Genomic DNA, 25,374 nt, shown 5'->3' on the forward strand with positions numbered 1-25,374 from the left:
TATGAAAGTGGTGAAGATTAAAATGATGGAGGAGGGCTCCGGGCGCACGAGACAAAAGCATGTACGAAGAACGTACGGATTTCTCATTGCTCTGCTGTTGATTGTGATCTGGATTCTGGTCATCTGGTCCATGTCCACGCAATCCTCTCAACAGCAAGACATTCAGCCGTGGCTTCATAAATGGTCTCAAAAATTGCACATCGGTTTTACACTTCCTGATGTGCAATTCACTTATGGGGAGTATGAGTATTCGCTGAAGCAGAGGCCGTATGATTTTGCAGAGTTCGTCTTTCGCAAGAGTGCACACTTATTTGTATACGCTGTGCTCGCCATGCTTGTGTACGGCGGGCTGCGGTACAGAAGAACATCCCTTATGACCAGTATCGTTTCTGCTCTGGCTGTGGTGTTTGTTATAGCCTCCATTGATGAGTATATTCAGCAGTTCAGCCCGGACCGGACAAGCTCGATACGTGATGTGGGAGTAGACTTGCTCGGCGGCTGCTGTGGGATTGCCATATATGCAGCACTTCAGTCCATTATCCGAAGGATTAGAAAGGGAAAGCGTACTTCCATTCACAGTGAGTGATTTCCCAGGAAATTAGATGTATCGTTCAACTTCTACTTGTCTGCCATCCATCATAAGTATGGAGTAGGACAAGGAGGACTGGACATGCTGCGAAGAAGGAACCGGAATGCTTTGCTCAAAAAGATCGGCTTCATCGCGATCATTGTATTATTGCTGTGGTTGATTGCCAGAACCATTCCGTATTTGTTTCAGGCAGATACATCGGATGAAGCTGCTGCTGTTGCCGAAGAGTTTTACAAATATGAGCAGACGGGTGACTTCGGCAGTTCATGGGAACTCTTTCATCCCCTGATGAAAGAGCGGTTTCCCAAGAGTGCTTACGTACAGAACAGAGCACATATATTTATGCAGCACTTTGGCGTGGAAACGTTTGAGTTGGAGATGGAAAAGCCGGAGCGTGAGTTCGATGTAACCGTGATCGATGGGGTTAAACCATTTTCTGAAGCCTACAGAATTCGGGTCACCCAGAAGTACTCAGGTACCTTTGGCCAATTCGATATTGTGCAGACCTGTTATCTGGTAGAAGATGGCGATGAGTGGACCTTACTCTGGTATTATCCAAATCAGAAAAATGAGGATACCTCGCAGGTCGAGAATAGTGATTGATCAGGCATCACATCGTGGGCATCGTTGTGAAAGAGACTGGAACTCCGATATGATGATATTAACCCATACATTGAACCGAATTGTATCATTTACCTAACATCAGGCTCCAAAAATGCGAGACTTTTGTCGCATTTTTGGAGCTTTTTTTGTGTTTTGCTTGTTTTTATGGCTGTAAAGCCTTGACATTAGTCCCGGTGTCAAGTAAATTACGAGATAGATACAAAATGTATCAATTTTCAGCGTCTAACGACAAATAACAAGGACTTCTAAGCTCCTTGTGAGGGGAAGGAATATCATTGATCGAAACGGGCCGCTTTTACTGTGTCAGTTGTGGGATGATTGTGTCGGTCGCTAGAAGCTCTGTCGAAATGAAGGAAGAGGGCAATGGAGGCAATCACGTATTTCGCACCGGATTCTACCGGAGTGAAATGCCGCTTGGATGCTGTGAAGCGTGTGTAGTTGAAGCGAAACGTCAGGGGAAATCCCAGTTTGCGGGACAATATACTAAAGATTATGATACACTATGTGCATATGAGAAACGGGCATGAGGTATGTGCTCGTCCATGAAGGAGGGGATTGAATGCAGCAGGAGCCGGTCGTCCGGATTCAGGGCGTCAGCAAAATCATATCCTCCCGATCATTGGTCAGCGACCTGACTCTGGATATTTCTCCGGGGCAGGTTTTTGGTTTTTTAGGACCTAATGGCGCGGGGAAAACAACAACGATTCGGATGATGGTTGGACTGATGTCCATCAGTAAAGGTGACATTTTCATCTCGGGACACAGTGTGAAGAATGAATTTGAGAAGGCGGTAGCCCAGGTAGGAGCTATTGTAGAAAATCCGGAAATGTACAAGTTTCTGACCGGGTACCAGAATCTCGTTCACTTTGCCCGCATGTCGCCGGGAGTCACGAAAGAACGTATTGCGGAAACGATTGAACGTGTGGGGCTTACGGCCCGTATTCACGATAAGGTCAAAACCTATTCACTGGGCATGCGCCAGCGTCTGGGTGTCGCGCAAGCGATATTACATAAACCGAAGCTGCTTGTACTGGATGAGCCGACCAATGGTTTGGACCCACAGGGTATACGGGAACTGAGAGATTATTTGCGTCAGCTCACCCAAGAGGAAGGTATTACGGTCTTTGTATCCAGTCATTTATTGTCGGAGATGGAGCTGATGTGTGATACGGTGGCCATCATCCAGAATGGCAAGTTGATTGATGTAAGAAACCTTCGGGCTGAAGCCGGTTCGGATGCATTAATCGAAGTTGCTTTTGAGCTGAATGATGCTGACCGCGCTGCGGATCTGATTCAGGGTGCTGTCGTACAGGGCAATGTCCTGGTGATGCGGGTGTCTCGTGAGCAGATTCCGGATATCAATGCCAAGCTGGTTAGCGAAGGGTTTCAGGTATACGGTATTCGTAACGTGACTCACACCCTGGAAGAACAATTCTTGCAAGTCACTGGGGGTGGAGGCATTGGGTAGTTTTGGTAATCTGATATTGAATGAAAATATGAAAATATTCCGTCGTCCCCGTACCTGGATCATGTTAGCGATTCTGGCGCTGATCTCGCTATTAATGCCAGTGTTACTGCGAGAAGGAATGGGGTCGGCTGGTGTTCCATTCTGGGAAGCGGCTGTAACAACTGTGCAAATTGTATTCTTTCTGAATACGATCTTCTGTGTTGTGATTGCAGCGGAAGCGGTAGCTGGAGAATTTACTTGGGGAACAATCAAACTGCTGCTTATTCGTCCATGGTCTCGAAGCAAAATTCTAGCTTCCAAATACCTCACCGTGATCATCTTCAGTATTTTGAGTACTCTGGTTGTCATTGTAATGGCAACAGGTATGTCCTATCTACTGTTCTCGCATGATGGTCCTTCGGGAAGTGGTAATGCTCTGACGTTATGGGGATATTTGTATGTTGATCTGTTCATTACACTTGCGATTGCCTTTATGGTGTCCTCCGTATTTCGTTCAGGTGCACTTGCGATTGGATTATCCCTGTTCATTATGTTCTCACAGAGTATCTTCTCACTCATATTCAATCCGGTCCGTTATGAATGGGCCAAGTATGTTCTGTTCAACAACATGGATCTTAGCAAATATATGACATCCGGGGCGGATTTTGCGCTAATGGGTGGTCCGAGTGCAGGAATGACACTTGGTTTCTCCATTGCAGTCCTGGCGGTGTATTACGTTATTTTCATGGTGATTTCCTGGGTTGTATTCAGCAAAAGAGATGTGGCAGGCTAACGCCTGCTTCTTTTTTTGCTCCAATGTTTGTTTTGGAAAGAAAAAGTGTATATTCAGCATCGGCTGTGGCATGACTGTCATTTAAGGGTACTTAGTATCATAAGTAAATGATTAGATATACATATGAACGCCGCAGTCACTTTGGCAGAGCAGCGCATGGAGGGATCACGTTTCTTGATAAATAACAAGTTCTACCGCATATGCACAGCGATTATTCTGCTGCTGCTCATCGTGTATTTGGGGGATAAAGTGAACTTTATTTTCAGCCCCCTGACCTCACTGATTCACATCATCATCATCCCGCTGCTGATTGCCGGTTTCTTCTATTATCTGCTGCGCCCGCTTGTCGATTATATGGAAAGGCATAAGATCAAACGTGCATTGTCAGTTCTGATTATTTATGTCGTAATTGCATTAATACTTGCAGGTTTTAGTGTGCTTGTATGGCCTTCCCTGCGTGAACAATTAATGAATTTTGTGGAGAATGCTCCAGCGTTGGTTACTTCACTCAGCGATCAGTTGAATGCACTTGAAAAGAGCAATTTTGTATCCAGATACCTGCCTGATGATTCCAATCTATTCTCACGATTATCCGATGTTCTGAGCCAAGGGATCACTCAGGCAACCAATTATGTCTCCGGGTTATTCTCCGTGGTATCCAATCTGGTTATTATTCTGGCAACGTTCCCGATCATGTTGTATTACATGCTCAAGGAAGGCAGCAAGTTTGGTACGAATCTAACCTTATTGTTGCCAAGACATTATCGGAAGGATGGGGAAGAAACCGTCCATGAGATCGATGAAGCACTAAGTAACTATATTGTTGGGCGGGTTATTGTTAATGTAGCCCTAGGGATTCTGATGTACATCGGTTTTCTAATCTTAGGTTTGCCTTACGCTTTGCTGCTGACTGTTGTATCCATTATTCTAAACTTCATCCCTTATGTGGGTGCTTTGCTGGCAGCTATTCCGGTTGTCATTGTTGCGTTTATCGAATCACCTTCGATGGCGATCTGGTCATTGGTCATCATTGTAATCGCACAGCAAATTCAGGATAATCTGATCTCACCTTACGTCTATGGCAAACAGCTGGATATTCATCCACTGACTACCGTTATCCTTTTGCTCGTGGGTGCTGACCTGGGAAATATCTTGGGTATGATCATCGTGATTCCGCTGTATATGATTCTGAAAATTATAGTTCGCAAAATCCATTATCGGATTGTCGAAGATAAGACTGAACTTTAAATGGAATCTGAAATATAACTCTGTCATGTGCCACTACTAATGTTTATTCTTGAATCACATCGATAAGCTCATAGGATAAGCCGCATATCCATGGTGAAGGGTCAGGTAAGTTTGCCCTCGCGATGGATATGCGGCTTTATTTTTATTTTCATTTTTATTGCTCACTCATGTTATAGCTGTTATACTTGATATATAACAGATAACAAAAAGAAGGTGAACCCTTGATTATTCAACTGGATATGCAATCCGAACTTCCCATCTATTCGCAACTTGTTTATCAAATTATTGAAGGCATTGCTAGTGGTGAGTTACAGCTAGGTGAGGCGTTACCTTCGGTTCGGAATTTAGCCGCAGATATTGGTGTTAACCTTCACACTGTCAACAAGGCTTATACACTACTCAAGCAAGATGGATACATTCTGGTTCATAGGCAAAAGGGAGTCGTAGTGAACCCTGATGGAATGCCTGGTTTAACGGATGATTTTTTGAAAAAGCAGCAAAGAGAATTAAGACCGATTATTGCCGAAGCGATCTGTCGCGGAATGACCAAAGAGGAACTATCTGCGGTGTTAGACCAAATGTATGATGATGTGAAGATGGGTCACAACAAAGAATAAAGGAATCGAGGGAGTGTGTTATGTATGCAACTATTTAGTATATTACCTATCATTTTAATCTTTGCTCCATTAGCTCTATTTCTATCTTTTGCACCATATGTGACAAGGGAAACAATCAGCTTTGGGGTTACGGTAAGTGAATATAATTACTACACACCCATCTTGCGTAAGCTGCGGAGTACGTTTGCTACCGTAAGTCTGATCGGAAACGGGATGATTATACTTGTCTGTCTGTATTTACTCCCATCTGCTAATGAAAAGTCTACGGCAATGATCACCGGTGTTTGCACAGTGCTGTTTATTGTATACTGGGCAGCACTACACATCTTATTTCATTTCAAGATGAAAAAGATAAAAGGAACACTTACAACTGTAGACGCACCTCAACGGGTTAAAATCGATACCACCTTCCGTCAAAATAAACTCACCTATTCCAACTATTGGTTTCTCATTCACATTGCTATTATTGTAGCCATTGGAATCATTTCAATCCTGAATTATAAGGCACTCCCTAACGTCATTCCAATGAAATATGATCTTCAGGGCAATGTCATTTCCAGTGCGCCTAAAACCTACCTCTCGGTACTGGCTATTAATCTTGTGCAGCTAGGCATCATTGCACTTATGATGTTGGTGAACTGGAGTATCAAAACAAGCAAACAACAGCTTACCGCGTCTAATCCGGCCCAATTTGCTGCTGAAAATATTCAATTCCGCAGTAAATGGTCCCTATTTACGATCATAACGGGGTTGCTTCTTACCATTTTATTTGCCTTCATTCAGATGAATATGTTCGTCCCGAATCTCGTCTTGTTAAAAGGTATTATCTTCATTACCCCTGTGCTGATCTTGTTAGGCGCGGTAGGGCTATCTCTCACAGGCAGACAAGGCGGTGGGAAAATTCGGAACCATCAAGAGGATCGTGAACGATCCAAGGAGCAGCCTGTGAATGACGATGAACATTGGAAGCTTGGTTTTATTTACTTCAATGCCAATGATCCTTCTTTTACCGTAGAAAAACGTTATGGAATAGGCTGGACGATTAACTTCGCTCGTCCACTATCTTGGGTCCTGTTGGTATTCATCATTGCTATTGTTGTTATAAGCAGAGTTCTGAGCCAATAAATGCTCATAGATCTATGCATAACATAAAAACTGATTAGGAGGAGTTATTACAATGAACAATTGGAAAAAGCTATTACTTTCTCTTACTTTCGTAGGTCTCATTCTTCCGGTGACATCCATCTCAGAAGCTGCTGAAAAATCCGCTGGTAGTGAAAATCTTGTTCCTGTTCGTGAGATTGCAGAAAAGAATGGGGCAGAGGTATCTTGGCAACAAAAAACAGGACAAATCACAATACGAAAAAGTGAGCTTACGATTATAGTTAAGGTAGGAGAGAAACAGGCGATGGTGAATGGGCAAGCCATATCCTTAGACAATCCTGTTCAGTTAACGAAAGGAGTTACCTATATGGATGGGACATTTCTTACCGAGACGCTGAAGGCAGCACCTGAGGACATATTCATTTCACTTATAAGTGAGGGCGATGGCGAGGAGGCTGCCAAGTATGTTCATACCTCTGTGAGTGGAGTGTTGTCACCCACGTTGTTGAGTCAGCTGTGGGGAGCTTTAGAAGGACAAAATGGCAAAATTAAAAGTGAAGCCATAGCTAAGCATGTAGAAAATAATACAGTGCATCGCAATGTTACCTATACGTTCAAAACAGAGCTGACTCGTTTAAACATTACGGTCAGAATGAATCAAAACGGACTTGTGGATGATTTGCATATTGCCGCCGCTACTCCAGATGTGTATCAAAAACCAAGCTACGACGACCCATCTGCCTATACAGAACAAAACATTACGGTTGGTCAGGGTGATTTAGCTTTGCCAGGGACATTAACTTTGCCCAAGGGAGAGGGACCTTTCCCGGTTGTCATACTGGTACACGGATCTGGGCCTAACAATCAAGATGCTGCCATTGGTGGTGCAAAGCCGTTTCGCGATCTTGCAGTAGGTTTAGCTTCACAAGGAGTTGCTGTATTAAGATACGATAAGGTTACGTATGAGCATACCTATAAGGTCGCTTCTCAGCCTAAATTCACATTAAAACAAGAGAGCGTAGATCAGGTAAACGATGCAGTGGAATTGCTTAAAAAGAATGCACATATCGATTCTACAGCGATTTTTGTAGCTGGACATAGTCAAGGCGGGTTTGCAATGCCGTTAATCATTGCTGAGGATAAACAACATGATATTGCAGGAAGTATTTTACTTGCTGCACCAAGTAGTAGCTTTGTGGATGTGCTTACCGAGCAGCAGGACGAATTGGTAGAGCGGATGAAGCAGCTTGGTTTAGACAGAGATGTCATTCAAGGGCAAGCTGATTTTTATAAAAATGTGGCTGCAATGGTCAAAGATCCAAAATATTCTGTAGATCATCTTCCTGAGGCGTTTCCACTTCAACCTGCTTATTGGTGGTTTGAGCAGAGAGATTATGTACCTGCGGAACTGGCTAAATCACAAAATACACCTATGCTTGTTATACAAGGCGAAAACGATGTGCAAGTGTCTATGAATCAATTCCAAACCTGGAAATCGTCTCTGCAAGGTCATTCCAATGTAACGTACAATAGCTATCCAAAGGTAAATCATCTTTTATCCAGCTATGATGGACTTTCAATCGGTCAAGAGTACGCTGAGCCATCTAATGTCTCCAAAGCCATTATCGATGATATTGCGAAGTGGGTATTAAAATCAAACTAAAACGGGAGTTCCAATCTTGGTTGAGTGATAACAATGGGAAGTGACACATGGGGCGAGATATAAAAAGAGGAACACTTACCAATATAGGCAAGTGTTCCTCTTTTTATTTATAAATTTGCTTTATTTAGACCAATTGGACTCTTTCTCGTCTTCATCGGTATAATCAGACATGGTCAGTGGTTCCTTGGGAACAACGGCCACTTTGTAGAACCGATTCTTGTCTTTTTCCAGCAAAACAAAGATTAGATTCTCGAACTCATATTCTTCCTGTTCGTTCATCTCGGGACGATGGCTGTAGAGCCATCCACCAATGGTGTCCCACTCATCTGCATCCAGGCTGGACATAAACATGTCGTTCACCTTTGATAAGGAAACCTTACCGTCCATAATGACATAGTTCTCATTGATGACTTGAATATCTTCCACTTCGTCTGCGTCGAACTCGTCGCGGATCTCACCAACAATCTGCTCAAGCACATCCTCAATGGTTACAATTCCGGAAGTTCCTCCATATTCGTCGACAAGTACGGCGATATGGACGCCATCCTTCTGCATTTTCTTGAGCAAGTCCTTCACAGGAGTTGTTTCGTGAACAGCCGATACAGGCTGAATCAGGGAGGATAGATCAACAGGTTCATCGTTTCCGTAAAGTTCCAGGAAGAATTGTTTCGTATTAATGATACCGATGATATCGTCTTTACTCTCATTCACTACTGGAAAACGTGTATATTGTTCTTCACGAATGATCTCCAGGTTTTCCTCGTTTGTTCTATTCACATAAAGGCAGACCATATCGGTCCGGGGTACCATAATTTCTTTGGCTAACATCTCATCAAAAGCAAAGATCCGGCTTACATAACCGAATTCAGCTTGGTTGATTTTACCACTTTCAAAGCTTTCATTAATGATGATCTGCAACTCTTCTTCGGAGTGTGCATCTTCATGTTCAGAAGCAGGTTTGATTCCGAACAGTTTCACCAGTTGGTTCGCTGAGCCGTTTAACAGCCAGATAAAAGGATACATAATTCGGTTAAACCAGATGATAGGTGTAGACGTCAGCAGTGCAACAGTCTCGGCTTTCCGGATTGCAATCGTTTTTGGAGCGAGTTCACCAACCACAACATGCAGATACGTGATGGAAGCAAACGCGATTACAAACGATAAGAATGAAGAAACCGCCTCAGGAATTTGCATGCTTTCGAACACAGGGTGGAGAATTTTCTCTACCGTTGGTTCACCCAGCCAGCCCAGTCCCAGAGATGTAATCGTGATTCCAAGCTGGCAGGCGGACAAATAGCCATCCAGATTGGCAACGGCTTGTTTAACAGCCAGCGCACGCTTGTTTCCTTCTGCAATCATTTGGTCGATCCGGCTCGGTCTAACCCGTACCAGAGCGAATTCCACTGCGACAAAAAACGCCGAAAGTCCTATCAAAATCGCAACCAATACTAAATTTAACGCATACCTCTCACTGTCCATTCACTACTGTTCTCCTTTAAGTAATAAGTTTTTAACGATTATTATATCTAATTTTACGTAAGAAGACCACCTCCAGACAAAGAAATGAGGAAGAGTCTGGAAGGTGGAATGAGCAGATTGGCGTCACAATGCGAATCTGTTCCATCATTAAACTGATATGTAGAAGGTAACACAGTCAGAATATACAATGAACAAAGTAGAAATTTGAATTTCCAGAATGAAGTATTCCGTCTGCTTATGTAAAGTTTTATCTAAGCAAACGTTACGAATAGGGGGTACATTGGGTATCTATGATTAGCTGTATACAGAATCGTCAAAGCTGTGTAGGTGAGAGAAGGGCAAGGTCATAAAGCTTGCCACTTGAGGAGGAAGCCGAATGTTCTGGCTGGTCATTATATTACTCGTATTTATTTTCCAGGCAGCCACAATTCTTTTGTTGGAATTTCGTAATCCGGCTAAAGCTGTGGCTTGGCTGTTTATTTTGTTCTGCGTTCCTTTGATCGGTTTTGTAGTGTACTATTTCGTGGCGCAGGATTATAACAAACGAAAAAAACTCCGCAAGGGTGGATCGCGCATCTTCCGTGAAATGAAGGAAACGATCTGGGAACAAGCACACATCATTGGAGATGTCAAACAGATGCCTGGAGATCGTTTCAGCCACCAGCATCGATTGTTTAACCTGTTATCCCATTTGTCAGAGAGCCCGATTACAGGTTGTAACCACAGTACGGTGCTCACAAATGGTGAAGAGGCATTTGCGGCAATGCTGAGGGAAATGGAAAAAGCAAAGCACCATCTGCATGTGGAATTTTACATTTTTCGTGATGATGTGATCAGTACGAAGTTTCAGGATGTCATGATTCGCAAGGCACAGGAGGGCGTGAAGGTTCGGTTTATTTGTGACGGTCTAGGCAGTCACAAGATGAGCTGGAGTTTTATCCGCAAACTGCAGGATGCAGGTGTGGAGTTTCATTATTTTCTACCGCCACTGATTGCAACGATTGACCGAAGAGTCAACTACCGGAATCACCGTAAAATTGTTGTTGTGGATGGACAGGTTGGTTTCGTGGGTGGCATTAATGTAGGCGATGATTACCTAGGGCAATACCCAGAGGTGGGTTTCTGGCGGGATACACATGTGCAGATTGAGGGAGATGCGGTATATTTCCTGCAAAGTACGTTTCTTAACGACTGGAAATTGGCTTCCGGTGAGCGAATTACCGAACCCCAGCTTGCGGAATTGTTTCCACCCCATATCTGTAGCGGGGAAGAACGAATTCAGATTCTGGCTAGTGGGCCGGATCAGGACTGGGATGCCATTCAGGAAATGTGTTTTGGGGCCATTTCAGTAGCCTGTGACCGGATTTACATTACCACACCTTATTTTATTCCTGATCCTGCCCTGTATGAGGCACTCAAAACAGCTGCTGTCAGTGGAGTTGATGTGAAAATTATCATTCCGTATCAATCTGATTCAAAGCTTGTTCATTTGGCATCCCTTTCATATGTAGAGGAACTTCTGCGAGCAGGTGTTGAGTTCTTCCAATATCGCAAAGGTTTTGTACATGCCAAAGTGATGATTGTGGATGAGTTGCTTGCAACGGTAGGCACGGCCAATATGGATATGCGCAGTTTTTTTTGCAATTTTGAGTTAACGGCTGTCCTGTTCGAGTCCTCTCCGATTCGTCGTTTGATCACTGACTTTGAACGTGATCTCGGGGAATGCAGTCAGATCGATGGGGAGGTATTTCAGAAGCGTTCACGACGGCAAAAAGGCGCAGAAATGCTTTCTCGGATGCTTTCTCCGCTTCTTTAGCCGATTTAGGGCAGATTTCTGAAGATAAGTTCACTTTTTGTGAATTTATCTTCTTTTTGCTAAGTATTTTGCGCAAATTTGATCTTTTATGATATAATAGATATATAAATCATGTCTTGGCGAAGGAGGGGAGTCTGCGGGAAAACAGGCTCCCTTTTGCTCTCTTTTGAAAGTGCAAACCGGGATGAATAACATTTTGAATCCATTTTATATCGCTTTTAGATGCTTGCGCTGTATAGCCAGGGTACATATAGAACGCAGTTTGCTGTTCTCCATATGTAGATTCACCCTGAGTATTTAAATGATTTATAAAATGGATTCACACACTGATTTAACGGGGGGGATACCATGTCCAATGTAACGGTGAAAGAACTAACAGCCAAGCAAGCTGACCGCGGGGTCAAAAGCTCGGTGTTTACATTAAAGTTGCTGCAACGTATTGTGATGATTCTGATCGGTGCTGCACTAATGGCTGTATCGCTTGAAGTGTTTCTCGTACCGAATGGTGTTATTGATGGTGGGATTACGGGGATTTCAATTATGGTGTCAGAACTTACAAATTTGCCACTCGGAGTATTCCTGACCTTGCTCAACTTGCCTTTCCTGATTCTGGGTTACAAGCAGATTGGTAAAACATTTGCATTATCCACGCTGCTGGGGATTGTGGTCATGTCCATCGGGACATCATTATTGCACCACGTTCCTGCATTAACACCAGGGGAGCCTTTGCTCGGAGCTGTATTTGGCGGATTGATCCTGGGTGTGGGAGTTGGACTTGTCATTCGGTCTGGCGGTTCACTGGATGGTACGGAGATTGTAGCCATTTTGCTTAGTGAGAAGTCACCTTTGTCTGTAGGACAGATCGTGTTGTTCATTAACGTGTTTATTTTCGCAGGTGCAGGATTTGTATTCGGCTGGCCGAATGCCCTGTATTCCATGATTGCATATTATATTGCGATGAAGATGATTGATATTGTGAATGAAGGGCTTGACCAGTCCAAATCGGTATGGATCATTAGTGAGAAATATCGTGATATCGGTTCAGCCCTGACAGACCGTCTTGGTCGTGGTGTAACTTTCCTGGATGGAGAGGGCGGATTCAGCGGGGACGAGAAAAAGATCATTTTTGTGGTGATCACCCGTTTGGAAGAAGCGAAGCTGAAGACTATCGTTGAAGATTGGGACCCGCAAGCCTTTGTGGCTATCGGTAATATTCATGACGTGAAGGGCGGACGTTTCAAGAAAAAAGGTATCCATTAGCGATTGATATACGCATGAATGATAATAGCCGACACCCTTATGATGAGGGAGTCGGCTATTTTTTCTTCAAATGTTTGAGAATGTGTTCAACGGGTTGGGGTTCAACAGCTGCGATTAAATCACCGGTTTGGTTCAAGCGTTCAATAATGTTCATCAGATGGTAATCCTGGATGGAGACGTTACTTCTAACCTCATCCCAAGTAAGTGGAGTGGAGACAGTGGCCCCTGCCTTGGCACGTGGTGTATAGGGAGCGGCAAGGGTTTTACCTCCATAATGTTGGAGATAGTCAAAATAAATGCGGTCTCCACGATCCTTTTTAAGTCGTTCCAGTGTGAATAGATCCGGGTACTTCTGAGTGACATATTTGCCCACAAAATAACCAACCTCTCTCAATTCATCAAAGGTTACCCCTTGCACAATGGGAACGATGATCTGAACTCCTGTTGCGCCCGAAGTTTTGGGAATGGACCTCAGACCAAGGGAAGTCAGGGTTTCGCCAACGATGAGTGCAGCTTGCATGATCCGCGGCTCATGTTCCTGAGAGGGGTCCAGATCAATCATCCATTCACTGGGCAGATGGCTTCCCACAGTATGCAGAGAAGGATGAAATTCAAGTGCAGCCAGATTGCCAAGCCATAACAATTCGGGAAGTCCATTCATGACCACATAGCGGATGCCGTCGTGAACTTCAGTGTGTACATAATCTGGTACAGGCTCAGGAGCATTCTTTTGATAGAAAAATGTTCCTCCGGCGCCGTGGGGATATCTTATCGTGGTGAGAAGTCGATTGCTCGTATACGTGAGCAGATAAGGAGCCAGAGCGGCCAGCTTTTGCAGATAGATGGCTTTGGTAACACCTGCTTCCGGCCATAAGAGCTTGTCCGGGTTCGTTACCGTCAGCTCAGTGCCTTCTATTATGATGGTTCCCTGGATCTTGGGGGCCATATGGAACACCTCCTATACGCTTAATGAATTATTGAAACATGGGCCGAAACACGAGGTGCAGCGAACTCTTCATCATGGAAGAAGCTGGTTCGCCAGGCAATCTTCGCGGGTTACATCCGCGAAGGTTTGAATACTGGGATGGCGTAGAGTGTTATGGTGAGTCAGCTCCATATATTGCACTTTGACTCCTATTCGCGGTTCCACCCAGGTGGTCTCTGCACTGCGCTCGGGTACATTATGGAACGGTCTGTCCTGCCTGATCAGAGGCTCGACTTGATGTGTGAGTTCCCGCCACGTATTGGAGTTCAATTTGCCAGTCCCAACATGACCAATATAGACAAAATCAGGCCCATCATATACACCAACCGCGACGGCATTTACAATACCGCTCCGGTACGTGACTCCCCCGATCATGGCATATACATCATGCATGATTTTGACCTTCTGCCAGCGCTGGTCCTTGCCCTGTATGCCATAACTGCTGGTGAGATCCTTGCAGACGATGCCTTCCATCTGATGTTGTCTCATGACCGTAAGTAGGGAAGCGGCATCAAGTGTATTGGTGACCTCCTGAACATGGGGAGCGGTGTTAAGGACCTCGTGCAACAGGCGCTGTCGATCTGCCAAAGGCTGATCCGTCACCCATTTCCCCTCATAAAACAGGATATCAAATACCATATATGTGACTGGAATCTGATGTATGGCTTGGGCGATACCTTCGGGTCTGCTCATCCGATCCCGCCGCAGAACGTGATAAAACGAAGGTTTTCCGGTGTCTGGGTCCAGCGCAATAACTTCTCCATCCAAGATATAAGAGGAGCCTGAACATAAATTGCGTGGTGTTACCAGCTCGGGATACTGTGCAGTTCGATCATGTAATCTGCGATTCACCAGGCGCAGCTCATGCCCGTCCTCATAGGCAAGCATGCGGACTCCATCCCACTTGACCTGGGCAATCCATTGCGGACCTGTGGGCAAAGTATCTCTGGAGATAGGTTCGAACGGAATCAACGGTTTGAACATGGGGAACTCCTCTCTCGTACACCAATTAGCGCAGGTTAATTCGGAATTTTACTATATTTTTTGAAGCGGGACTTCATATGATGCACCAGAATTAGAAGTAACGGAAGTGCTATGCCACAGGTCAGATCCCAATCAATCCAATAGGGAATAACAACCTTGAGATAAAAGTTCTCGTTCGGAGAGATTAGAATAGACATGGCGAGAATAAGCATGGCACCCGGCAGGATCAGAGAACGGTGACTGGACAAGCGAAACAGGTGAGCGACGCCCAGGACAAAACCATAGAAGAACAGAGCGGCTTTGAAGAAAACAGCGATAATCCAGACCGATGCTATGAAGGCTTCGATGCGTTGCATAAAGTTTCCGATATTGATCTTCTGTGAAAGGATGAATGAAGCGAACCAGTGATGCTGGGTCATCCATGGTCCCATAACGAGCAGACACATACTGAGCGTCAGTGTGAGTAACAATCCGCCAATCATCCCTGCTAACAGGATGTCCTTCTCCAGATGGGGCTCTTTTTTTGTGTAGGGAAAAAGCATCATGAAGATGCATAGTTCACAGTAGGGATATGTGAGTACAGCAACAAAACCTTTGAATGGATCAAGAAATCCTTGTGCAAGCACAGGTTGGATGTTGGCCAAATGTACATGAGGGATTAGACATACCGTCAGAATAAGCAGAAACAACACGATCAGCGGAAGAAAGACCTCAGCAGTTTTACCAATGCTCTCCAGACCCGATAGAAGCCCCCAGACAAGCGCACACATAAAAACCATATGCAGAATCAGTAATGGAGATTCCGGCAAGATCTGGGTAGACATAAAATCGCCAATCTCCCTAATGAACGTTGAGGTACTGATCAGGAAATAAAAGAGATAAAAAGAGCCAAACAAGGTCCCGATCCAGGGTCCCAGTGTTCGAAGGGCATTTTGAATCAGATTTAACCGGGGATGCAGTTTGTAGGCAACAAGCATAATGAAGAGTATGCCAAGGCCCCCTGCGACTCCCAACAAGGCTGATAACCAGGCATCCTGATGAGCGTAGGATGTGATCATGGAAGGGAAGACCAGAATCTGCTCTCCAATTGTGCACAGGAACATGAGTGAAGCGAGCTGTCTAACAGTCAAACGTCCCTTTTCGATCATGAGGTATCTCCTTAACATATCTTGTCTATGTATTGGTTAGAATGCACCAATTGTGCCAGTTTTATAAAAGCCAACTCAAAAAGCCCGTGCAGCCGATCTCTCTGAGATGTAGAGAAATCAGTTACCCGGGCTTAATAAAATGAGGTTAAGCAAACATATTGTAACGCCTAAACAAAATTCAGTTCGCAGTTGTCAGACGTATACGAATATGTTGTGGGTCTACCGTAAACCAGGTACCTTCCACTTGTGTAACGACTGCGCCTGATTGACGCAATTGTTCTAGTGCCTGATCCAATTGTTCCTTTGTGGCGTACACAATGGTGAAGTAGTCAATTCCTGTAGCGTTATCTGGATTGACAGGTGCATTCACTCCGGCCCAGATATTAAGTCCCAGATGATGATGATAGCCGCCTGCGGATACAAATAGTGCTGACATGTTCGCAAAGTTACCCACGATATCAAAACCGAGTATGCCGGTGTAGAAGTTGCGGGCTTCTTCCAAGCTGCGGACGTGGAAATGTACATGACCAATAACGGTGCCAGCAGGCAGACCCTGCCAAGGTTCATTCTCCGATATGGCAAACAAGCTTTCCACATCAACAGGATCACTTGCCATTACGTAGTTATTGTCGCTATCCCGTTTCCAGGTATCACGTGCACGGTCAGCATAGATCTCAATCCCGTTCTGATCGGGATCGGAGATATAGAAGGCTTCGCTGACCAAGTGATCGCCTTGGCCGATATCGATACCGGATGCAGCCAGATTACGAAGAGCAAGACCCAGGGACTTACGGTCAGGCAGCAGGATGGCGAAATGATACAAGCCAGCGTGTGAGCGTTCCGGCAGGGTAATTCCATCCGTGAGCTCTTCCAATCGCAGCAGGGACTGTTTTCCGTCTGCTGTCAACGTAGCCACTTTGCCACTACGCTCCAGTAATTTCAATCCAACCACATCGGTATAGAACTTAATAGAACGCTCTAGGTTCATAATTCGGAGACTCACTTCACCCAGATGGGTTGTGGCAGGGATTTGATACGTTGTATTCATGATTGTTTCCTCCTGATCATAGATAATATGGGTTCTCGTTTGATTGTGTATATGCGTTGAAAACGGATTATTTAATTGCATACTGTTAAAGCAGAATTACAGCGTGACTGTATATTTATAAATAAGTTACTTTTCATAAGTTAATATAAAATATAAATCAGCTTTCGTCAATCGTATTTTACGATTATAGCTGGAGTTTTACTGACAAGAACTGTTTCCATAGTTCTGTAAAACAAAAAAATCCGACTGTGAAGCCGGATCGGAGTAAACCTCATTACATGAGTTATATAACGGAATCGGTCTTGCCTTAGCGACATTCAAACTTTTGGTTTGGGTGTCGCCTTTTTTCTTTTGGCTGGTGTCGCAGGTGTATCGGATTCTCCTCCGGCAACCGCTTGAGCAGGCGTTCTTCGCGGTGCACGTTTCTTAGGCTTGGCCGTTGTTGTCCCAGGGTCAGCCGGAATAGGCTTCACGGCCTCGATACTAGCCTGTAAGGCAGCCATCAAATCCATTACATTGGCTTCAGGTTTGGCTGGAGCAATCTTGATTTCTTCGCCTGCCACTTTGTGCTGAATGAGATCCAGCAGTTTGCTGCGGTAGTCATCGGTGTATTTACCGGGTTCAAAAGGCGTGGACAATTGGTCAATCAGCAGCTTTGCCATCGTGAGTTCCTTCTCATTCACGTTCTGTACTTCCGGCAAGTTGGGCACCTGGGAGACAGGGCGAATCTCGTCCGGGTAGAAAATTGTCTCCATGGAGAGGCAATCTTCCAGCACACGTATGGCAGCCAGACTGCTCTTCGAGCGAATGGAGATTTTGGCGATGCCAATTTTTCCGGTATCCCGCATCGCGTTCATCAAGAGCTGGTAGGCATTTCCACCAGCCTGATCGGGCGATAGGTAATATGTTTTCTGAAAATAAATCGGGTCAATCTCAGTCAAGTCGACAAAATCCAGTATGGTAATGGTTTTGCCGGTGGAATCATTTAACGCTTCCAATTCATCTTTCTCGAAGAGTACAAACTTTCCTTTTTCATATTCATAGCCTTTGGTAATCTCTTCCCACTTGACGTCCACTTCACAGGAGGGACATTGACGAACATAAGCGAGCGGGCTACCGCAGACTTTATGGATATAGCGCATGGAGATGTCTTTGTCTTCGGTAGCCGAGAACATTTTTACAGGGACATGCACAAGGCCAAAACTGATTGCACCTTTCCAGACGGTATGCATAGATCGGCTCCTTTCATTGAGGTACCTTTTAGAGGTTGTTCAAAAATTCCATCTTCTCGGTACTGAAAACTGGACTTTTTGAACACGGATTTATATTTAATAGTATGGGCATCTGGCGCAAGGGATAATCGTCTAATGGACGAACGAATTCGTATGGTTCGGCGAGACTCGGGGATGATAACAGAAACATGCTTGAATTCCGACAGGAAGATGGGCATGGGATAGGTAGTTATTCTCGCAGCACATATGCCGGGAGGTGCAATATTGAAGAACAGACGTGATGAGGAAGAAGCACACAAGCATGCATTTTCTCCATATCCTCTTGCGGAAGCCGAAAGCGCTGAAGAATTCTATACACCAGCCACAGATGTGAATTGGGAAGCGGTCACTTCTGAAGAATTGCCCCTTGATCGGGAATCGTTCATGCTCGACATTGACCGGATGGTGAATGAAGGGTTAGGCGGTGGACAGGTTACGGAAGATAACGGTTATATTGGTGAAAGTACAACAGACAGCATGGTTAGAGAATCACATGATGATCCGGAAGGGGAGTATGAATAAGATGATGGATGCAAAGCGCGCCAAAGCGATCTATGATTCCAAGGATACCATTGCCGTTACCTTGGAGGGAGATCCAGTCTGGATCGAAAACGTGGATGAAGCCAATGGCATGGCGACCGTTCAGGTTGGCAGCAGACCGGGAAATACCCAGACGGTACGTGTGGATCGCTTGGAGGAGTAGATACAAGTAGCATATAGTTATTGAGGGATTCGAGAATGAATAAAAGCTGAAATATATGCATAACACGGCCGGTACCGAGAGGTGCCGGTTTTTGGTTTTTCCCAGTAGGTGTCTGAAACTTCGAAGGAAGCGAGTTTTGAGACACGTCCAATAATGCATGTTATAATTTCCGCTTGCCTCCTTGGATGTTGCGGGGGAAGAAAGGGACCGATATAATAAGGTTCAAAGTGAACTCAGGCGGCTGGACCGCCAAAGGTGGGGCGAATATTGAATCAGACGCACGAGCAGTGGGTGTATCAATCCCATGGCATTGCAGATACAGAAGCACTCGCTTCCGCACTCGCCAGACAGGCAAACGCCGGCATGGTGATTGCTTTGGATGGTGATCTGGGCGCGGGAAAAACGGCATTTTCACAGAAATTTGCCTGGCATTTGGGTGTACGTGATGTGGTAAGCAGTCCCACATTCACGCTAATCAAGGAGTACGAAGGGCGTCTGCCTTTATATCACATGGATGTATATCGCATATCGCTGGAAGAAGCGGATGAGCTTGGACTTGATGAATATTTCTATGGAGCCGGAGTCAGTCTGGTGGAGTGGTCGAGTATCATTCCCGAATTGCTGCCGCAAGAGCATTTGCATGTGCAGATTGAAACAACGGGCCTGGAGGATCGAACGATTACACTGGATGGGTACGGCGAGACTTATGCAGCCATGTGCCGACAGTTCAGACAGAATGGGGTCAAATGATGATGGAAGATTTACAAAAAGAGCCGCGTCAGCGGTTTTTGGCGTTGGATACATCCACCGCAGTGATGGCAGCTGCGATGATGGAAGGTCATGCGCTTCTGGAAGAACGCAATGAACGGGCTGAGCGCAACCATTCGGTACACGTTGTACCGGTGATGGAGCAGCTGCTGGCCGCCAGCAAAACACAGCCTGGCCAACTGGACGGCATTGCCGTTGGCGTTGGCCCAGGCTCGTACACGGGCATCCGCATTGCGGTGACCGCGGCGAAGACACTGGCCTGGGCGTGGGACATCCCCGTAGCCGGGGTGTCCAGCCTTCAGGCCATCGCCTGGGGCGGCTGGCACAGCGGCCTCGCCGCCAAGGCGGAAGCTGCGGCAGAGGATGCCGCAGCAGGGGCTGGCGGAACGCCATCCGCGGACCAGGGCAGCACAAGTGCTGCCCCTGTCCACTGGATCGTTCCGCTTGTGGATGCACGGCGCGGTCAAGCGTGCACCGCGCTGTTTGCCTCCGCCGGGAGCGATGCGCCCCGGCGTCTGGCGCCTGATGCCATCCGCAAGATGGACGGATGGCTGGAAGCCCTCGCCGCCCGCATGGCGGAGGCGGCGCCGGAAGAGCGGCCCGCAGCCGTCTGGATCGTCGGCGAGACGGGCCCTCATGCTGCGGCAGCGGCGGAGCTTCGCTGCCCCGCAGGAACGGCGCTCCAGCTCGTACCTTATGAGCTGGAAGGCCGCTGGGTTGGGCGCCTTGGCGCCGCCGCGCTGCTTGCAGGTCAGCGTGATGACGTGCATGCGCTGGTGCCAAACTACACCCAGCTGTCTGAAGCGGAAGCCAATCTTCTGCGCAAAGGCTGAAAGAGGTTGTTCAAAAAGTCCGCTTTTGATTACGAAGGATGCCTGGTGGCATCATCAGCATCGATTATGGAATTCAGCCGAAATAAGCGGGATGCTTACGAAGTATGTTTCCTGAGGAAACATTTTGGTTGCTCACGTAGTTTTCCCTACGCTCCGCTACTCCATTTCTAGCTTCATCCCATCTTCTCGGTACTGAAAACCGGTCTTTTTGAACACGCACTAAAGGGGGGAAAGCAGATGGACAACGTGGCGAATAATAAGCAGGAAGCAACGCTTCAGTTCAGGTTCATGACACTCGCGGATATTCCCGATGTGATGGAGATTGAACATGAGGCCTTTACCCTGCCCTGGACGGAAGAAGCATTTCAAAATGAATTGACACACAATCATTTTGCTAAATATATGGTGATGGAATTAGAAGGAAAAGCCATTGGCTATGCAGGTATGTGGACAATCATGGATGAAGCCCATATTACCAATATTGCAGTCAGAGGCGCGTATCGTGGACGCAAGCTTGGCGAAAAGTTACTGGATGAATTAATGAGCACAGCGGCTTATCTCGGGATGGAACGAATGACGCTGGAGGTCAGAGTCTCGAACAGCATTGCACAGCGTTTATATCAGAAAAAAGGGTTTGAATCGGCGGGTCTTCGTAAAGGGTATTACTCCGATAATGGGGAAGATGCGATGATTATGTGGGCGAACTTGCCGTCTGCAGGCCGGAGCGGCGAAGAGGAAGGAAGCGTACTGGATTCATGAACGAACTCAATGAAAAAATAAATTCTGCACCATCCTACATTTTGGCGGTGGAGACAAGCTGTGATGAAACATCGGTAGCAGTAGTCAAAGATGGACGGGAAGTGCTGTCCAATCTGATCTCAAGTCAGATCGAGACGCATAAGGCATTTGGTGGAGTCGTACCTGAAGTGGCTTCACGCAAACACGTTGAAGTCATTACGTTGATGCTGGAACAGGCGATCGAACAGTCCGGCATTCGTCCACGTGATCTAAGTGCAATTGCCGTGACGCAAGGTCCGGGGCTGGTCGGTGCACTGCTGGTGGGTATTGTTGCGGCCAAAACGCTGGCCATGGCACTGGGCAAACCGCTCATTGGCACACATCATATTGCGGGGCATATCTATGCCAACCGACTTACTCATGAACTGCAATATCCAGCGATGGCACTAGTCGTATCTGGTGGACATACAGAACTTGTGCATATGGAATCCGAGGGTAAGTTCAAACTGATTGGTCGTACACGTGATGATGCTGTAGGCGAAGCGTATGACAAAGTAGCACGTGCATTGGGTTGTCCTTATCCGGGTGGCCCGCATGTGGACCGGATGGCATCTGAAGCGGAGGACGTAGTGCCATTACCACGGGTATGGCTGGAAGCAGGTTCGTACGATTTCAGTCTCAGTGGTCTGAAGTCTGCTGTACTGAATGCGCTCAACCAGGCCAAAATGCGCGGAGAAACCTTGGAGCCGTCTGCTGTTGCACGTGGTTTCCAGGAAGCTGTTGTTGAAGTGTTGGTGGAGAAAGCCGTTAGAGCAGTTCGTGAGTATGGTTCACGTCAACTGTTATTATGTGGTGGTGTTGCAGCTAACCGGGGGTTGCGCTCGGCATTACAGGAGCGATGCACGAAGGAAGGGCTTGAACTGTTAATCCCGCCAATGGAATATTGTACGGATAACGCGGCCATGATTGGAGCGGCTGCATATCTGAAATGGCAGCGGGGAGAAATTGCTGAATTTGATGCGAAGGCAGATCCAGGACTTTCCCTGGAGGAATGGTCCGTTCAATCCGTATAGTCAGGCAGTTTGAGATTAAGAGTTGACAGCAGGGATGTAAAGAATGTATATTTAGTTACAAATTTAAACAGGAATTCAGATTCCTGAACTGATAAACGCGATGAACAGGAATAGTAAGGTCATTCCCGGTCTTAGAGAGCTGCGGTATGGTGCAACGCAGTCGAAGGAAACCTGAAACTCACCTGGAAGCGGAACGATGGAACACGGTGACTCCCCGGGAGAATCCGAAGGCCGATCATGGCCCAAAGTACATGGTTACGGGTTGCCTCCGTGAATGGGCCGTTGTCGGTAGGACCGTTATTACAAGGATCAACTGACGATAACTGAGGGGGCTTTCAGGCTGCTTCAAGGGATCCGGATATGCGAAAGCATTCAGGGGTTGTCTTGAATGAACAGGAAGTAAGTCAACAAGAGTGGTACCGCGAAGGTGAACAGCCTGTCGTCTCTTGCATTATTGCATGAGGTGGCAGGCTTTTTTTGATTTTCAAAATAAGGATAAATGAAGTTAGGTCATATTATAAATGTGATGAACGGGAGCAGTAGAACGATAAAGCGCTCAGAGAGCTGCGGGGTGGTGCGACGCAGTGGCTGGAATCATTCGAATCTCGCCCGGGAACGGAGCTGTGGAAGCGTGGGGACGATATCAATCGCCCAGTTGTCCTGATGGATGGACAACAACATGTGTTACATAGCAACGGTTAACCCCCGTTATAGGGTGTTTCTCCGAATTCCAGTGGTGTCGTGTGCACATGCACAATCCATTGGATCTCGGAGACGACGAGGTGGATGGAGTCTGGCGCAAGCCTGGCCCATCAAGCGAGAGTGGTACCGCGGAGGGGATAATAACCCGCCGTCTCTTATATGAGATGGCGGGTTATTTGTGTTTGCTGCCGGCAGCAGGGTGGGCATGGGAAGAACCATATGGAGATTGAAAAGTCAGAAGGTCAGGGTGTAAGTCGACGTACACTCTGTTATGAGGGTAAGCAGTATATGCAACGAGTAATGAACATCGAACATCAAGTATAGGCACTAAAAATTCAACAGGCTTTAATGATTACCAAGGACTAAGCTACAAACAACATACGCGTTTACAAACAAAATATATAACAACAGTGACGGCGATTAGCGGGTGTTCTGTGGCTCATGGATCGTAACGAAAATATTTATAAAAATTTGATGGAGGTTAATGGATATGACAACAACTAATAACAAACGCATGATTGAGATTTTTGATACAACACTGCGCGATGGAGAACAGGCACCAGGAGCAAGTCTGCAACCCGAGCAAAAGATTGAACTGGCACACCAACTGGCTTCTCTGGGTATCGACGTCATTGAGCCTGGATTCCCGATCTCCAGTCCAGGTGAGTTCGCGGCGGTTCAGGCGATTTCGAGACAGTTGCAGAACGTGGAAATCTGCGGATTCGCGCGTGCGGTCAAAGGTGATATCGATGCAGCTGTTCAAGCAACAGCGGATGCAGCACGGCGCCGAATTCACCTGTTTATCTCTTCTTCGGATATTCATATTGAGCATCAACTGCGCCGTCCGCGCAGTGAAGTGGTGGCTACCGCTCGTGAGATGGTATCTTATGCACGTCAGTTCACGGACATCGTAGAGTTCACAGCTATGGACGCTGCCCGTACCAAAATGGACGATCTGATTGAAATGGTAGAAGTCGCCATTGAAGCAGGGGCCAGCATTATCAATCTGCCGGATACGGTCGGATATGCCCTGCCACATGAGTATGGTGAGATGTTCCGCCGGGTGCGTGAGGGTGCAAGAGGCGGCGATCAGGTTCGCTATAGTGCTCATTGTCATAATGATCTGGGCTTGGCCGTAGCCAATAGTTTGGCTGCGATTGCCAATGGAGCTACCCAGATTGAAGTGACCATTAATGGTATCGGAGAACGGACGGGGAACTGTGCACTGGAAGAGCTGATTATGGCGCTGGAGACTCGGGGAGACGCGATTGGTGCAACGACGAACATTAAGCTGAATCAGCTATATGAAACTTCACGTCAGATTAGCCGGGCGATGCACTTCCCGATTGCATACAATAAACCGGTGGTGGGACGTAATGCGTTCCAGCATGAATCAGGCATCCATCAGGATGGTCTGCTGAAGAATCGGAATACCTATGAGATTATGGACCCGGAAGCTCTGGGTATTCCGCGCAGCATGATTATTTTGGGCAAACACTCCGGTCGTCACGCCCTGAAGGATCGGGTTCGCAAATACGGTTTTGAACCGGATGAGCAACAGATGGAGCAATTGTATGAGGTGTTCAAAGAAACCGCAGACCAGCAAAAAGTGGTCAGTGATGACCAGTTATTACAGATGGTTAGCCAGACCATGAATATTCCTGCACAGGACTATGAACTGGTTGAATTGCAGGTGACGGCGGGCAGCATGACGGATCGAATGGCCGCCGTACGTATTCGCACAAGCGCTGGAGAACAATCTTACTCCGCTGTTGGCGGTGGACCCGTGGATGCGACCATTCGTGCAATTGGTCAGAGCATTTCCGATGATATTGCATTTGTTGATATGGAGATGCATGCCTTGAGTGGGGGAGAAGGTGCAAGTGCAGAAGCTGTAGTTACCGTGGAGCGTGCAGGGCGTGAGTTCCGGGGAACGGCAACACATAATGATATCGTCATGGCTGCCGGTCTTGCGTATGTAGCGGCTTGTAATGCTGCTGGGCTGAAGGCCGAGTCTTCCGAACATCATGAACAAGAAGCGCATGCGTAAAACATCTTTGCCAGATCGCATCTACAGCGGCAATAGTAGCAAGTGCGATTTGATGTAAATATGCATGGCATATAGTAAATAAATGACGGGCAGGCCTTGAACGACAAAGGTCTGCTTTTGTCTTATTATGGAGGAACATTGAGTAGCGGGAGAATGCATTTGTCAAGGTGTGACTATAGTTATCCACATATCCAGTGTAATTTGTGGGTAACTACCGCAAAGTCAAACCAGTATAGTTTTCGAAACGAAAAGGGTTTAGGGGATAGAATGACTCCTTACTATTCACAAAGTTGTGGATAAAGTGGATAACTTAGTGGATAAATATGGTTTTTGTGTGTAAAAGGCTATTCTACCGCTGTATAATTAAGCTTATTAATGTGCTTGCTATCTTGCTTTCTTGTGGATAAGTGTGAGGGGAAGGGGGATAAAAA

General features: G+C 46.3%; 24 protein-coding genes and 1 other annotated feature. Of the genes, 18 read left to right on the forward strand and 6 right to left on the reverse strand.

The features are described from left to right. Position 1: 1 nt before the first annotated feature. The 9 genes from QNO02_RS06440 (at position 2) to QNO02_RS06480 (ending at position 8,085) form a co-directional block, all read left to right on the forward strand. Positions 2–586, forward strand: a complete 585-nt coding sequence (locus QNO02_RS06440; RefSeq protein ID WP_289391485.1) for a VanZ family protein — start codon at positions 2–4, stop codon at positions 584–586. Between the two features lie 84 nt (positions 587–670). Further along, positions 671–1,192 (forward strand): hypothetical protein, encoded by a 522-nt coding sequence (locus tag QNO02_RS06445; RefSeq protein WP_133386723.1) that lies wholly within the window; start codon positions 671–673, stop codon positions 1,190–1,192. A gap of 296 nt (positions 1,193–1,488) precedes the next feature. After that, on the forward strand, positions 1,489–1,740 hold the full coding sequence (locus QNO02_RS06450; protein ID WP_143023589.1) for a hypothetical protein: 252 nt from the start codon (positions 1,489–1,491) through the stop codon (positions 1,738–1,740). Between the two features lie 32 nt (positions 1,741–1,772). Continuing rightward, positions 1,773–2,681, forward strand: a complete 909-nt coding sequence (locus QNO02_RS06455) for an ABC transporter ATP-binding protein (protein WP_047841976.1) — start codon at positions 1,773–1,775, stop codon at positions 2,679–2,681. Continuing rightward, complete coding sequence (locus QNO02_RS06460; protein ID WP_289391487.1) at positions 2,674–3,453, forward strand: ABC transporter permease; 780 nt, start codon at positions 2,674–2,676, stop codon at positions 3,451–3,453. Before QNO02_RS06455 ends, QNO02_RS06460 begins: the two co-directional genes overlap by 8 nt. Before the next feature lie 174 nt (positions 3,454–3,627). Next, positions 3,628–4,701 (forward strand): AI-2E family transporter, encoded by a 1,074-nt coding sequence (locus tag QNO02_RS06465; protein ID WP_249911539.1) that lies wholly within the window; start codon positions 3,628–3,630, stop codon positions 4,699–4,701. A gap of 221 nt (positions 4,702–4,922) precedes the next feature. Continuing rightward, positions 4,923–5,318: a GntR family transcriptional regulator gene (locus QNO02_RS06470; protein WP_036611299.1), complete on the forward strand. Its 396-nt coding sequence runs from the start codon at positions 4,923–4,925 to the stop codon at positions 5,316–5,318. A 24-nt stretch (positions 5,319–5,342) separates the two neighbouring features. Continuing rightward, the gene (locus QNO02_RS06475; RefSeq protein ID WP_289391488.1) at positions 5,343–6,443 is read left to right on the forward strand and encodes a DUF1648 domain-containing protein; all 1,101 of its coding nucleotides are present in this window, start codon (positions 5,343–5,345) and stop codon (positions 6,441–6,443) included. A 52-nt stretch (positions 6,444–6,495) separates the two neighbouring features. Further along, complete coding sequence (locus QNO02_RS06480) at positions 6,496–8,085, forward strand: alpha/beta hydrolase family protein (protein ID WP_289391489.1); 1,590 nt, start codon at positions 6,496–6,498, stop codon at positions 8,083–8,085. A 120-nt stretch (positions 8,086–8,205) separates the two neighbouring features. Here QNO02_RS06480 and QNO02_RS06485 read toward each other — a convergent pair whose 3' ends face one another. Next, on the reverse strand, positions 8,206–9,564 hold the full coding sequence (locus QNO02_RS06485; protein WP_091033797.1) for a hemolysin family protein: 1,359 nt from the start codon (positions 9,562–9,564) through the stop codon (positions 8,206–8,208). A 376-nt stretch (positions 9,565–9,940) separates the two neighbouring features. Here QNO02_RS06485 and cls point away from each other — a divergent pair, with 376 nt between their 5' ends. Both cls and QNO02_RS06495 read left to right on the forward strand, forming a co-directional pair. Then, positions 9,941–11,380, forward strand: coding sequence for a cardiolipin synthase (gene cls, locus QNO02_RS06490; RefSeq protein ID WP_133386728.1), 1,440 nt, complete (start codon positions 9,941–9,943; stop codon positions 11,378–11,380). Between the two features lie 348 nt (positions 11,381–11,728). Further along, positions 11,729–12,640, forward strand: a complete 912-nt coding sequence (locus QNO02_RS06495) for a YitT family protein (protein ID WP_036611290.1) — start codon at positions 11,729–11,731, stop codon at positions 12,638–12,640. A 55-nt stretch (positions 12,641–12,695) separates the two neighbouring features. Here QNO02_RS06495 and ligD read toward each other — a convergent pair whose 3' ends face one another. From ligD to ku, 5 genes are all read right to left on the reverse strand, one after another. Then, entirely contained in the window at positions 12,696–13,586 is an 891-nt protein-coding gene (ligD, locus tag QNO02_RS06500) for a non-homologous end-joining DNA ligase (RefSeq protein WP_289391490.1), read from the reverse strand. 72 nt (positions 13,587–13,658) lie between these two features. Then, positions 13,659–14,609: an ATP-dependent DNA ligase gene (locus tag QNO02_RS06505; RefSeq protein WP_249911535.1), complete on the reverse strand. Its 951-nt coding sequence runs from the start codon at positions 14,607–14,609 to the stop codon at positions 13,659–13,661. Between the two features lie 35 nt (positions 14,610–14,644). Beyond that, positions 14,645–15,757, reverse strand: a complete 1,113-nt coding sequence (locus QNO02_RS06510; RefSeq protein ID WP_289391492.1) for a GerAB/ArcD/ProY family transporter — start codon at positions 15,755–15,757, stop codon at positions 14,645–14,647. A gap of 178 nt (positions 15,758–15,935) precedes the next feature. Continuing rightward, the gene (locus tag QNO02_RS06515; protein WP_289391493.1) at positions 15,936–16,805 is read right to left on the reverse strand and encodes a VOC family protein; all 870 of its coding nucleotides are present in this window, start codon (positions 16,803–16,805) and stop codon (positions 15,936–15,938) included. Positions 16,806–17,122: 317 nt separating this feature from the next. Further along, positions 17,123–18,037, reverse strand: coding sequence for a non-homologous end joining protein Ku (gene ku, locus QNO02_RS06520; protein WP_133386733.1), 915 nt, complete (start codon positions 18,035–18,037; stop codon positions 17,123–17,125). A 264-nt stretch (positions 18,038–18,301) separates the two neighbouring features. Here ku and QNO02_RS06525 point away from each other — a divergent pair, with 264 nt between their 5' ends. The 7 genes from QNO02_RS06525 (at position 18,302) to QNO02_RS06555 (ending at position 24,943) form a co-directional block, all read left to right on the forward strand. Then, on the forward strand, positions 18,302–18,598 hold the full coding sequence (locus QNO02_RS06525; protein WP_237176576.1) for a hypothetical protein: 297 nt from the start codon (positions 18,302–18,304) through the stop codon (positions 18,596–18,598). 4 nt (positions 18,599–18,602) lie between these two features. Continuing rightward, positions 18,603–18,779, forward strand: coding sequence for an H-type small acid-soluble spore protein (locus QNO02_RS06530; protein ID WP_026081228.1), 177 nt, complete (start codon positions 18,603–18,605; stop codon positions 18,777–18,779). Between the two features lie 267 nt (positions 18,780–19,046). Further along, positions 19,047–19,529, forward strand: coding sequence for a tRNA (adenosine(37)-N6)-threonylcarbamoyltransferase complex ATPase subunit type 1 TsaE (tsaE, locus tag QNO02_RS06535; RefSeq protein WP_017690089.1), 483 nt, complete (start codon positions 19,047–19,049; stop codon positions 19,527–19,529). A 2-nt stretch (positions 19,530–19,531) separates the two neighbouring features. Further along, the gene (gene tsaB / locus QNO02_RS06540; RefSeq protein ID WP_502921876.1) at positions 19,532–20,380 is read left to right on the forward strand and encodes a tRNA (adenosine(37)-N6)-threonylcarbamoyltransferase complex dimerization subunit type 1 TsaB; all 849 of its coding nucleotides are present in this window, start codon (positions 19,532–19,534) and stop codon (positions 20,378–20,380) included. A 237-nt stretch (positions 20,381–20,617) separates the two neighbouring features. Continuing rightward, positions 20,618–21,139 (forward strand): ribosomal protein S18-alanine N-acetyltransferase, encoded by a 522-nt coding sequence (gene rimI, locus QNO02_RS06545; RefSeq protein ID WP_036668955.1) that lies wholly within the window; start codon positions 20,618–20,620, stop codon positions 21,137–21,139. After that, positions 21,136–22,191 (forward strand): tRNA (adenosine(37)-N6)-threonylcarbamoyltransferase complex transferase subunit TsaD, encoded by a 1,056-nt coding sequence (gene tsaD, locus QNO02_RS06550; RefSeq protein WP_091033774.1) that lies wholly within the window; start codon positions 21,136–21,138, stop codon positions 22,189–22,191. Before rimI ends, tsaD begins: the two co-directional genes overlap by 4 nt. A 517-nt stretch (positions 22,192–22,708) precedes the next feature. Continuing rightward, positions 22,709–23,052: a binding site (T-box leader), on the forward strand. Between the two features lie 331 nt (positions 23,053–23,383). Beyond that, positions 23,384–24,943, forward strand: coding sequence for a 2-isopropylmalate synthase (locus QNO02_RS06555; RefSeq protein WP_091033768.1), 1,560 nt, complete (start codon positions 23,384–23,386; stop codon positions 24,941–24,943). Positions 24,944–25,374: the final 431 nt, after the last annotated feature.

Source organism: Paenibacillus sp. PK1-4R, assembly GCF_030369595.1.
Lineage (GTDB): Bacteria > Bacillota > Bacilli > Paenibacillales > Paenibacillaceae > Paenibacillus.